Below are 10,432 nucleotides of genomic sequence, written 5' to 3' on the forward strand. Positions count from 1 at the left end.
CGATCCAGTCATCTACGCAGGGCGGAAATAGCGTGGTTTGTTTGCGATCAGCACCAGAAATGAAGCGACCCATATGATCCCCCAAAACGTTGGACCACCATACCACATCTGACGCGTTTTCACACAGTCTGGACCGAAGACAGTCAACTCCGTTATTTGCGCCAGCGGCCCATGGTGATGCCAATCGACTCGCCGCGTTCGCTCAGCGCCAGCTTGACGATCTTCACCTGCACATGCCTGACCATGTCGTCCTGCAGGAACACCGTCTCGATGATATGTTCGGCAATCGCTTCGATCAGGGTGAAATGTTGTCCCTGCGGCAGCGCGGTCGTCGCCGCATGTTTGAGGTCCATGTAATTCTTGGACGCAGTCAGCGGCGTATCCGGCGCATAATGGTCAGCCATTTTCAACAGCGCGCGCACCGAAATACGCAGAGGCTGCGGCAAATGCGTCTCTTCCGAATAAATGCCGGTCAGCACATCGAAGTCGAGGTCATCCACCTCCAGCGCCAGATAGTCGTTCGTGGGAAAGTCCATATGTCCTGCGCTGTGCAATTCGTGCTTTTCATTTGACGGTCAGTCGGTAAGACGCCCGCGCTCGTGGGCGCTCATGCCCCTTTGCGAAACGAACGGCAAGACGTGACCCATATTCTCCCTCTCGACAGCCAAAGCGACAGCGCGATCGACGCGCTTCTGGATGCGGCGTTCGGCATGGATCGACGGGGACGCACGGCCTATACGATCCGCGCGGGGATGCACTGGTTGCCGGAACTGAGCTACGCCGTTCTTGACGATGACGGCGTGCTGGCAGGGACATTGCAAAGCTGGCCGGTGGCGTTGCATGGTCCGGATGGCGCCACATCTCCGCTGGTCATGGTTGGCCCGGTGGCGGTTCGGCCGGATCATCAAAGCAGTGGCCTAGGCCGCGCAATGATGGATGCTGTCGTGCGGGATGCACGCGCGCAGGCCACCCCGCCGCTGATGATGATCGGCGATCCGGAATATTATGGCCGCTTCTGGGGGTTTTCCGCCGCTGGAACCGGCGGATGGGACGCCCCCGGCCCATTCGAGGCGCGGCGACTATTGGCGCTGATCGTCGATGGCGGCACGCTCCCGGACGTCGGCATGCTGGGACCGCGCGTTTCCCGAAGAGTGGCGTAGCAGGGCGTTTCTTCTTTGCATCGGACGCGGGCGTCCCTATCTCCACCTTATGCCTATGCCGCCCCTGCCCGATCTGGCCTCCCTGTCGCTTGCCGAGATCGTGCGGCTGATGGAGGAAAAGAAACTGCCCCCGGTGGCGCAGTGGAACCCGACGCATTGCGGCGACAGCGAAATGCGGATCGCCCGCGACGGGACATGGTTTCATCAAGGCTCCCCCATCGGTCGCGAAGCCATGGTGCGCCTGTTTTCCACGATCCTGCGTCGCGAGTCGGATGGCAGCTATGTGCTGGTCACGCCGGTCGAGAAGCTCTCGATTGAGGTGGAGGACGCACCCTTCACGGCGGTCGAGGTTAAGAGCGATGGTGTAGGGCAAAACCGCTCGCTGGCGTTTCGGCTGAACACCGGGGAAATCGTGGTCGCCGATGCCGATCATGCGATAGAAATCCGCAGGACCGATGAAGGCCCGCGTCCCTATCTGCATGTGCGCGGCGGGATGGATGCGTTGATCGGTCGCGCTGTATATTATGAGCTGGTCAATCTGGCGCTGGAAGACGAGGCAGAGGATGCGCAGCCCGGCCTCTGGAGTGGCGGCACGTTCTTCTCCGTGGGCCTGCCCGAATGACGCTGGCCAGAAGGCTGCGGGCGGCACTGGAGGAAGGACACAGGCGCACCGATACACCCGACTGGATCCAGACCGTCGATCCCCGTATCGAAGGAAGCGTTGTGCTCGCGCCTGCCGCCGTGCTGGTGGCGATCACGGACAGGGCGAACCCGGGATTGATCCTGACCCAGCGATCTTCGCGCCTGCGCAAACATGCCGGGCAAGTCGCCTTTCCGGGCGGCAAGGTCGACGACGGCGATGCCGACGAAATCGCGGCGGCCCTGCGCGAAGCGGAGGAAGAAATAGGTCTGGCCCCGCATCATGCACAGATCATCGGCACCAGTGACCGGTACAGCACTTTCACGGGGTTCGATATCATACCGGTGCTCGCGGTAATTCCCCCTGACCTTCCCTTACAGGCGCAGCTCGATGAAGTGGACGACTGGTTCGAAGTCCCGCTTGCCTTCGCCCTTGACCCCGCCAACCGCACGCGCAAGGAACTCGAATGGGATGGCGCGGCACGACATTATTACGAGATCGACTGGCAGAAGCGGCGCATCTGGGGGATCACCGCGGCGATCCTTGCCAATCTTTCGTGGAGGCTGGGCTATGATCGCAGCCCTGCCTGATGCTGAGTGGCAGCACCGTGCGAGGCTGAGCGATTTGCTGGATGCACTCGATGCGTCACAGGGCAGTGTGCGCTTCGTGGGCGGCGCGGTGCGCGATACGCTGTTGGGGCATGTCGTTGCCGACGTGGACATTGCGACGGTGCATAGCCCGCAGGACGTGGTCCGGCGACTGACCGACGCGGCGATCAAGGCCGTACCGACGGGCATCGATCATGGCACGATTACCGCCGTGCTGGACGGTTGGCCGGTGGAAATCACGACCTTGCGCCGTGACGTAGCGACCGATGGGCGTCGCGCGACAATTGCCTATACCGACGACTGGCGCGAGGATGCGGCACGGCGCGACTTCACGATCAACGCCTTGCTGGCCGATCCGGTGACGCGCCAGATTACCGATTATTTCGACGGTCTGGCGGATCTGGAAGCCGGAACGGTGCGCTTCATCGGCGATCCCGAAGCGCGGATTGCGGAAGATCATTTGCGTATATTGCGGTTCTTTCGTTTTTACGCGCGCTTCGGCAAAGGCGCGCCCGATGCGGCGGCCTATGCTGCCTGTATAGCGCAGTCCAACAGCCTGATGGCTTTGTCCCGCGAACGCATCGCCGATGAGTTGCTAAAGTTGCTGGCCCTGCCCGATCCCGTGCCTGCCCTGCGCCTGATGGTGGAAGGCAAAATCCTCCTGCCGGTGCTGCCGGAGATAGATGGTGCGGGAGTTGGCCGTCTCGAAACTCTGACCCAGAGGGAGAGCGCTGCGCGTGTCGGCTTTTCTCCGCTACGACGCCTTTGCGCCTTGCTGCCTAGCGATCCGACCGTAGGGGATTCTGTGGCGGCGCGGCTCAAGCTTTCGAACAAGGCGCGCAAGCGGATCGTCAGCGCTCTTTCCCCCCATGCTGCAAAAGCCGAAGCGAAGCAGCTTGCCTATTGGCTGGGGACGGAAAGTGCGATCGACCAATTATTGCTGGACGACACAGTCACGCCGGATAGCATCGCATCGTTGCGGGAATGGACCCCGCCTGCTCTACCGATCACCGGTGGCGCGCTGATCGCACGGGGATTGCCCGCCGGGCCGGATGTTGCCCGGGCGCTCAAGGATGTCGAACTGGCCTGGGTAGAAAGCGGCTTTGCGGACGGAGAACCGATGGACGCGATTATCGATCAGACGCTTTCGAAGTTCCAGCGTGCGCGCCAATAATCGAAGGCGTCGGCTTCGGGCAATGCCCGGGAGAAATGATAGCCCTGCCCCTGCCAGCAACCCAGCTTTTGCAGCGCCAGTGCCAGCTCCTGCGTCTCGATACCTTCGGCCGTGACGTGGAGGTTGAGCGATTCTGCCAGCGAAAGAATGGTGCGCACGATGGCATTCTTGTCGCGGTCGGTAATCATGCCCGACACGAAGCTCCGGTCGATCTTCAACAGATCGATGGGCAGGCTCTGCAAGCTGGCGAGGTTGGAATAGCCGGTTCCGAAATCGTCCATCGCAATCGACGCATCCAGACTTTTGAGCGCGGCCAGCACCTGCCGCGCCTTGTCCGGATCGGCAATGATGGCGCTTTCGGTCAATTCGATCGTGAGGCGATGCCCAGCTATCCCGGCATAGCGCAAGGATTCCTCGACCACCGACGGCACGTCATCCCGACCCATCTGGATGGGGGAAAGGTTGACGCTGATTCCCAGCGGCAACACCTGGCCTTGTTGGCGGTCCCACTTCGCCAGCGTCTGGGTGGCTTCGTACAAGGCCCATCGTCCCAGCGGAACGATCAGACCGGATTCTTCGGCCACCGGGATAAATTCGGCGGGAGACACCTCCCCCAATTCCTCGTCGTCCCAGCGCGCAAGGGCTTCGAATCCCGTGACTTCGCCCGACTGAAGATGCACGAGCGGTTGGTAAGCGAGGTGAAGCTTCCCATTGGCCAACGCTTCGCGCAGACGACTTTCCAGGGTGAATCGCCGATGTGCTTCCTTCAGAACACCTGGACGATAGATTTCGAGCTTTCCACTTCGCTTGGCAATCTTGACCGCGGCCTGCGACTGACGAACGACGTCATCAGCATCGTCCGAAACGCCGGACGATAGCGCGCAACCGATGGCGCAATCGACGCTGATCTGCAAATTGGTCAGCCGTACTGGCGACGCCAGCGCGTCGTTGATCCGCTGAACGATGTATAAAGCATCCGACAGCCCATTGTTGAGACGCGCGAATACGGCGAATTCATTGCCCCCGATACGGGCCAATACGTCGCCTTGGCGCAGGCTGGACTTAAGGCGTTTGGCGACGGTGATGATGAGTTCATCCCCCGCCAGCGGCCCCAGCGATTCGTTGACGCGGCTGAAACGGATAAGATCGATCGCCAGAACGGCAAAGCTGCCGCCGTCCGTCAGCGGGCTCAGCTTCAGCCGGTCGTCGATCTCTTCGCCAAAGCCGGTACGATTGGGTAATGTGGTAAGGCTGTCGGAAAGCAATTCCCGACGCAGGTTCTTTTCCATCACCCGTTCGTTGGTGCGATCGATAGCCGTGAACAAGAGGCGAGTCGGCCCCTGATCGTCGCGCTCCAGTCGACCTATCGTACAGGCAAGGAATTCAGCGCCCAATCGGCCTTCCCTGCATATTTCGAAACTATCGGAAACACGGCCGGACGCGTAGAATTTTTCCACCCGTGCCGTCCAATCCAGCCCACTGTCCGCCTGGGTGCAGACAAAGCCATCATGACCTTCGGGAAAGGTGTCGGCGAATACGCCATTGGTCAGTTCTACCGCGAGCGTATCACCTTTTACTGCAAGTATGGCGGCAGCGTGCGGCAGAGCATGTAGCCATCCTGCCTCGCTTTTTGGCGCGCATACACGTTCGCTATGACCGGTCGACGCACAAATGCGTTCCAGCTCTTCAGCAATCGTAAAGCGCGCAGTTTCAGCGTCCATATGTCCCGAATACGGACATTAAGTAAATTATTTGAAAACCGAAACGAAAAACTGCGTTCGTGTAGCCACTTAGCCGAAGCGATTGTCGCGCGGGAATCCAGTGGGCGGCATTCTGCCCGCTGCGCCGCGGGTGACGCGCCATGGCGTCATGTCGCTCTCCGTCCGGGTACGCCCGGTATCGCCGCCCATCGCCCAACTGAGACCGTTGGCAAGCGTGAAGCTGATCGCGTCCGACAAACCACCGTCGCGATAGCGCTGCATCTGGACGCCTTGGCCCCGCGCCATCTCCGGCAGTTCGGTAAGGGGAAAGACGAGAAGCTTTCGATTGTCGCCGATGACGGCAACACTGTCCGCGCCCGCTTCGATCTGCCGAACGATGGACAGGCGGGCGCCGGGACGGACATTGACGACTTGCCGACCCTTTCGGGTTTCGGCGATGATGTCGTCGGTGACAGCCAGAAAGCCGCGCCCGTCGGTTGCTGCGAGCAACAGCTTGCCGCCCATTTTGTTGGCCATCATCGCAACGATCTCCGTCGCATTGTCAAGGTCGATCATCAGGCGCACGGGTTCGCCAAAACCTCGCCCGCCGGGGAGTTTGTCGGCCCCCAATGTGTAAAAGCGCCCGTTAGCGCAGGCGATCAACAGCTTGTCGGTCGTCTGCATATGGACCGGCACGCCCCAGGGACCGTCGCCTTCCTTATATTTGACGCCTGCGATGGTGGCATCGTCGACATGGCCCTTCATTGCGCGAATCCAGCCGCGTTGCGACAGGATGACGGTGATCGGCTCCCGGTCGATCATCGCTTCCAATGGAATTTCGCGCGCGGGGCCAGCTTCGGCGATCAGCGTGCGGCGCTTGCCCAGCAGCGTTTCGGGGCCGTAGCGCTTGCGCAGCGCGGTCAGATCGCGCTTCAACTGGGTTCGTTGACGGGCGGGACTTTCGACCAGCTTCTCAAGCTCCTCGCGCTCCTTGACGAGTTCGGCATGTTCGCGGCGGAGTTCCATTTCCTCCAGCTTGCGCAAGGAGCGCAGGCGCATGTTGAGGATGGCTTCGGCCTGCCGGTCGTTGAGGCCGAATTCGGCCATCATGACTTCTTTGGGTTCATCCTCGGTCCGGATGATCGCAATCACCCGGTCGAGGTTGAGATAGGCGATGATGTAGCCGTCGAGCAGTTCGAGGCGAGCGGCGATCTTTTCCAGCCGGTGCTGGGCACGGCGGACCAGCACCTCGATCTGGTGCTTGAGCCATTCGACGAGGACTTCGCGCAGACCCATGACGCGCGGCGTGTGGCTGGCGTCCAGCACGTTCAGGTTGAGGCTGAAGCGGTTTTCGAGGTCGGTCAGGCGATACAGGCTGTCCATCAGCACGTCGGGGTCGACCGTGCGGCTGCGCGGTTCGATAACGATGCGGATTTCCGCGTCGGACTCGTCGCGAATGTCAGCGAGAATCGGCAGCTTCTTGTCGTTGATGAGCGCCGCGATCTGCTCGATCAGCTTTGACTTGGGCACCTGATAGGGGATTTCGGAGATGATAAGCTGCCAGGTGCCATTGGCCAGCTTTTCCGGCTTTACCACCCACTTGCCGTCCACCATTTCTCCGGCGAAGCGCGCGCGGGTTCGGAAGGAACCGCGGCCGGTGGCGTAGGATTCCGAAATGCTGGCGGGGCTTTCCACGACGATGCCGCCGGTGGGGAAATCGGGGCCAGTGACGATCTGCATCAGGGCCGCATGGTCGGCATCCGGCTGATCGATCAGCAGCAACGCTGCGTCGATCAGTTCATGGACGTTGTGCGGCGGGATGCTGGTCGCCATGCCGACCGCGATGCCCGACGCGCCATTGGCCAGCAGATTGGGGAACAGGCCGGGGAAGACCTCCGGCTCTTCGTCTTCGCCATTATAGGTGGGACGGTAATCAACGGTGCCTTCGTCCAGCCCCGCCATCAGGTCCGATGCGGCCTGCGTCAGCCGCGCTTCGGTGTAGCGCATGGCGGCGGCGTTATCGCCGTCGATATTGCCGAAATTGCCCTGTCCATCGACGAGCGGCGTGCGCAGCGAGAAGTCCTGCGCGAGGCGGACCATCGCGTCATAGACAGATGTGTCGCCATGCGGGTGATATTTGCCGATGACGTCGCCGACGACGCGGGCGCACTTCTTGTAGCTGGTGGTGTTGCGCACCGGATCAGGATTGCTGGGTTCCAGCTTGAGCAGCCGCATCGCCCAAAGCAGGCGGCGATGCACGGGCTTCAGACCATCCCGCAAGTCCGGGAGCGACCGCGCGGTGATCGTGGACAGGGCATAGACAAGATAACGTTCGGACAGCGCGGCGTCGAAAGGATGGTCCTTGATGCTGTCGAACGGGTCGCGGAAATCACTCATCGCGGGGTGGATAGCAGGGCGTGCGCGTTGAGGCGAGAGGGGAGTGAGGCCATAGTCCTACTATACTGTTCGTCATCCCGGCCTGCGCCGGGGAAAACCCAAATAAGTCGACACGCAAAAAAGGCCGCCCGGTCTGTACCGGGCGGCCCTTTTTGTCTCGCGAGAGAAGAGGCTTACGCTTCTTCCTGCGTTTCTTCGACTTCGTCCGTGGGTTCCGAAGCGATTTCGCCCGGTTCCGCGTTCGGATCGTATGCTTCCGTGAAGCCGGCTTCGTCCTTTTCGAACATGCTGGCCATCACGTCGACGCCGTCCTTCTGAAGCTCGGCTTCTTCCGGCGAACGGGCTACGTTCACCTGAATGTTCACGGCGACTTCGGGGTGCAGCGACACCTTGACGTCGAACAGGCCCAGGGTCTTGATCGGGCGTTCCAGCACGATCATTGCCTTGGTCACATTCGTCACGCCATCGGCCTGCAGCGCTTCGATGATGTCGCGAACCGACACCGAACCGTACAGCGCACCAGCGTTGGACGACTGACGGATCAGCACGACCTGCTTGCCGTCGACGTCGCTCGACGATGCCTTGGCGGCTTCGCGACGGGCATCGTTGTCGGCTTCGATCTTCGCGCGGTTAGCTTCGAAGACCTTCTTGTTGGCATTGTTGGAGCGCAGCGCCTTCTTGTTGGGAAGAAGGAAGTTGCGGGCGTAGCCGTCCTTCACGGTGACGATGTCACCGATCGCGCCGAGCTTCTCGATCCGTTCGAGCAGAATGATTTCCATGAGATCTATTCCCTCACTTCACGATGTAGGGCAGCAGGCCGAGATGGCGTGCGCGCTTGATGGCCGTTGCCAGCTCGCGCTGCTTCTTGGCGGAGACTGCCGTGATACGGCTCGGAACGATCTTGCCACGTTCGGACACGAAGCCCTGAAGCAGACGAACGTCCTTATAGTCGATCTTTGGTGCGTCCTTCGCAGCGAAGGGGCAGCTCTTGCGGCGGCGGAAAAATGGGCGTGCCATGGTCTAGTTCTCCTTATTCGCCAGCTTCGTCGCGGTCGCGACGGGGACGGTCACCACGATCTTCGCGGGGACCACGATCGCCACGCTCACCGCGTTCACCACGGCCACCGCCGCGTGCATCGCGTTCCTGCTTGCGCATCATCACCGAAGGACCAGCTTCCAGCTCATCGACCTTGATGGTCATGTAGCGGATGATGTCTTCGTTGATCTGCGTCTGGCGCTCCAGCTCTGCCACGACGCCTGCGGGGGCATCGATGTTGAGCATGACGTAGTGCGCCTTGCGGTTCTTCGCGATCTTGTAAGCGAGGCTGCGAAGGCCCCAGGTTTCGGTCTTGATGACCTTGCCCTTGTTGTCTTCGACAATCTTGGTGGCGATTTCCGCCAGCGTGTCTACCTGCGCCTGTGCCAGATCCTGGCGCGCAAGAAACACATGCTCGTAAAGAGCCATGAGTCTTCCTTTATCTTGGCCGATCGCTGACGCCGCCCCATGCGAACGCCCCTCCGGCTATCGTCTATACATTCTTCCCAAATACAGATGGAGTCGCCTCGCTGCCTTTGGGAAGCGGGCGCTATGGTCGAAAGTCCGGAAAATAGCAAGCGACGATAACGTTCACAAAAGACAAGAGGCGCACCTTGCGATACGCCTCCTGCCCTTGTCGAACTATCGGTCAGCGACAGCGCTGGATCGTCGTCCATTCCCCGGCGTAATCGTCGTAATAACGGTCCGTGGAGCAACTGCGGTATCCGCGATAGCCGCCGCGATAGGGACGGTAGTTGTCGCGATAGTAACCGCGGTCATAATAGCCGTCGCGATAATATCCTCCGCGATTGTAGCCACGGTAACCCCGGTCGTAATAACGATCGCGCGCACTGGAAGCGATGGCTGCGCCCAGCGCGAGACCGACTATGCCGCCTGCAACTGCCGCGCCCGCACCGTTGTTATGGTGGCGATAGCCGCGATATCCGTAACGTTGCGCCTCCGCCGGTGCCGCGCTGATCGCCAGAGTGGCGCACGTGGCAATGGCAAGAGCGCCCTTTTTCCATTTGTTCATGATCATGGTCCTTCAGCTTTCAAGCCATTGACCGGACGCACCGGGATCAAGGGCGATGAGAGACTTAACCATCCGGTCGTTGAATGGATGCTGAAGGTGGCTGTAAACAGACGTTAATATGCCCCCTCTTCCGTAAAGAAGAGGGAGCCGAAGATTTACCGGATCGCGTTGCCGATCACGGCGCCGATGATGCCGCTGGTAAGGGCGATCATCACTGCGTCATTGCCCGAACGAACCCACTGATAACCGCGCGGCGGCGTGTTCAGGCGGTAATTGCGATAGTCGTTGATCACGCGGTAGTTCGATGCCTGACGACGGTCGAAGCGCTGACCCTTCGCCCAACGATGGTTGTTGTAGCCGCGATTATAGCCGCTGTTGTAACCCCGATTGTCGAACTTGCGCACGACCTGCTTCTGCTTGACGACGGTGCGGCCGTTCGCCTTATGCTTTACGGTCGTCTTGACGACCTGCTGGCGGCTCGGCTGAGCCTGTGCCTGAGTTGCAAGGATAGGGCTTGCGACCATCGTGGTAGCGGCCAGAGCCATCAGAAACTTCTTCATGATCCGTATCCTTTTCATGTCCGGCGCCAATCGCGGCGTCTGACTATGAAATAGGAAGCGGGTGTATCGCGGATGTGTCAGGCGATGGGCTTAAGTGTCTGAAAATGTATCAGACACTTAAGCC

The 10,432-nt window shown here is 60.5% G+C and carries 12 protein-coding genes; 4 read left to right on the forward strand and 8 right to left on the reverse strand.

What is annotated here, in order from left to right; all coding sequences use genetic code 11:
- Window positions 1-152: 152 nt before the first annotated feature.
- A complete protein-coding gene (locus tag QMG56_RS07705) occupies window positions 153-536 on the reverse strand; it encodes a dihydroneopterin aldolase (RefSeq protein ID WP_281821996.1) in 384 nt (127 codons plus the stop codon).
- Between the two features lie 102 nt (window positions 537-638).
- On the opposite strand from QMG56_RS07705, the gene QMG56_RS07710 reads away from it, so the two are divergent.
- Genes QMG56_RS07710 through QMG56_RS07725 form a run of 4 tightly spaced genes read left to right on the forward strand, consistent with a single transcriptional unit; the run spans window position 639 to window position 3,582 of the window.
- Complete coding sequence (locus tag QMG56_RS07710; RefSeq protein WP_281821997.1) at window positions 639-1,160, forward strand: GNAT family N-acetyltransferase; 522 nt, start codon at window positions 639-641, stop codon at window positions 1,158-1,160.
- A 49-nt stretch (window positions 1,161-1,209) separates the two neighbouring features.
- Window positions 1,210-1,782, forward strand: coding sequence for a DUF1285 domain-containing protein (locus tag QMG56_RS07715; protein WP_281821998.1), 573 nt, complete (start codon window positions 1,210-1,212; stop codon window positions 1,780-1,782).
- Window positions 1,779-2,390: a CoA pyrophosphatase gene (locus QMG56_RS07720; protein ID WP_281821999.1), complete on the forward strand. Its 612-nt coding sequence runs from the start codon at window positions 1,779-1,781 to the stop codon at window positions 2,388-2,390. Before QMG56_RS07715 ends, QMG56_RS07720 begins: the two co-directional genes overlap by 4 nt.
- Window positions 2,371-3,582: a CCA tRNA nucleotidyltransferase gene (locus QMG56_RS07725; protein ID WP_281822000.1), complete on the forward strand. Its 1,212-nt coding sequence runs from the start codon at window positions 2,371-2,373 to the stop codon at window positions 3,580-3,582. The genes QMG56_RS07720 and QMG56_RS07725 overlap by 20 nt, the downstream gene beginning before the upstream one ends.
- Here the strand turns inward: QMG56_RS07725 and QMG56_RS07730 are convergent.
- The 7 genes from QMG56_RS07730 to QMG56_RS07760 all read right to left on the reverse strand — a co-directional run bounded on the left by QMG56_RS07730 (window position 3,546) and on the right by QMG56_RS07760 (window position 10,311).
- The gene (locus tag QMG56_RS07730) at window positions 3,546-5,303 is read right to left on the reverse strand and encodes a bifunctional diguanylate cyclase/phosphodiesterase (RefSeq protein ID WP_281822001.1); all 1,758 of its coding nucleotides are present in this window, start codon (window positions 5,301-5,303) and stop codon (window positions 3,546-3,548) included. The two genes, QMG56_RS07725 and QMG56_RS07730, sit on opposite strands and share 37 nt — an antisense overlap.
- A 69-nt stretch (window positions 5,304-5,372) precedes the next feature.
- Window positions 5,373-7,679 carry a DNA topoisomerase IV subunit A gene (parC, locus tag QMG56_RS07735; RefSeq protein WP_281822002.1) on the reverse strand — a complete coding sequence of 769 codons (2,307 nt, stop codon included), beginning with the start codon at window positions 7,677-7,679 and terminating at the stop codon, window positions 5,373-5,375.
- A gap of 173 nt (window positions 7,680-7,852) precedes the next feature.
- Complete coding sequence (rplI, locus tag QMG56_RS07740) at window positions 7,853-8,458, reverse strand: 50S ribosomal protein L9 (RefSeq protein WP_281822003.1); 606 nt, start codon at window positions 8,456-8,458, stop codon at window positions 7,853-7,855.
- A gap of 13 nt (window positions 8,459-8,471) precedes the next feature.
- Entirely contained in the window at window positions 8,472-8,696 is a 225-nt protein-coding gene (gene rpsR, locus QMG56_RS07745) for a 30S ribosomal protein S18 (RefSeq protein ID WP_104953020.1), read from the reverse strand.
- Between the two features lie 13 nt (window positions 8,697-8,709).
- A complete protein-coding gene (gene rpsF, locus QMG56_RS07750; RefSeq protein ID WP_230187046.1) occupies window positions 8,710-9,144 on the reverse strand; it encodes a 30S ribosomal protein S6 in 435 nt (144 codons plus the stop codon).
- A 220-nt stretch (window positions 9,145-9,364) separates the two neighbouring features.
- The gene (locus QMG56_RS07755; protein WP_281822006.1) at window positions 9,365-9,748 is read right to left on the reverse strand and encodes a hypothetical protein; all 384 of its coding nucleotides are present in this window, start codon (window positions 9,746-9,748) and stop codon (window positions 9,365-9,367) included.
- Between the two features lie 155 nt (window positions 9,749-9,903).
- Window positions 9,904-10,311 (reverse strand): RcnB family protein, encoded by a 408-nt coding sequence (locus QMG56_RS07760; RefSeq protein WP_281822245.1) that lies wholly within the window; start codon window positions 10,309-10,311, stop codon window positions 9,904-9,906.
- Window positions 10,312-10,432: the final 121 nt, after the last annotated feature.

Origin of the sequence: Sphingobium sp. BS19 (assembly GCF_027925545.1) — a bacterium.
Taxonomy (GTDB): domain Bacteria; phylum Pseudomonadota; class Alphaproteobacteria; order Sphingomonadales; family Sphingomonadaceae; genus Sphingobium.

Bases quoted from the DNA above. Each gene is read 5' to 3' on its own strand.
- QMG56_RS07705 (WP_281821996.1), bottom strand. From the start codon at position 536: ATGGACTTTCCCACGAACGACTATCTGGCGCTGGAGGTGGATGACCTC.
- QMG56_RS07715 (WP_281821998.1), top strand. From the start codon at position 1,210: ATGCCTATGCCGCCCCTGCCCGATCTGGCCTCCCTGTCGCTTGCCGAG.
- QMG56_RS07720 (WP_281821999.1), top strand. From the start codon at position 1,779: ATGACGCTGGCCAGAAGGCTGCGGGCGGCACTGGAGGAAGGACACAGG.
- QMG56_RS07725 (WP_281822000.1), top strand. From the start codon at position 2,371: ATGATCGCAGCCCTGCCTGATGCTGAGTGGCAGCACCGTGCGAGGCTG.
- QMG56_RS07730 (WP_281822001.1), bottom strand. From the start codon at position 5,303: ATGGACGCTGAAACTGCGCGCTTTACGATTGCTGAAGAGCTGGAACGC.
- parC (WP_281822002.1), bottom strand. From the start codon at position 7,679: ATGAGTGATTTCCGCGACCCGTTCGACAGCATCAAGGACCATCCTTTC.
- rplI (WP_281822003.1), bottom strand. From the start codon at position 8,458: ATGGAAATCATTCTGCTCGAACGGATCGAGAAGCTCGGCGCGATCGGT.
- rpsR (WP_104953020.1), bottom strand. From the start codon at position 8,696: ATGGCACGCCCATTTTTCCGCCGCCGCAAGAGCTGCCCCTTCGCTGCG.
- rpsF (WP_230187046.1), bottom strand. From the start codon at position 9,144: ATGGCTCTTTACGAGCATGTGTTTCTTGCGCGCCAGGATCTGGCACAG.
- QMG56_RS07755 (WP_281822006.1), bottom strand. From the start codon at position 9,748: ATGAACAAATGGAAAAAGGGCGCTCTTGCCATTGCCACGTGCGCCACT.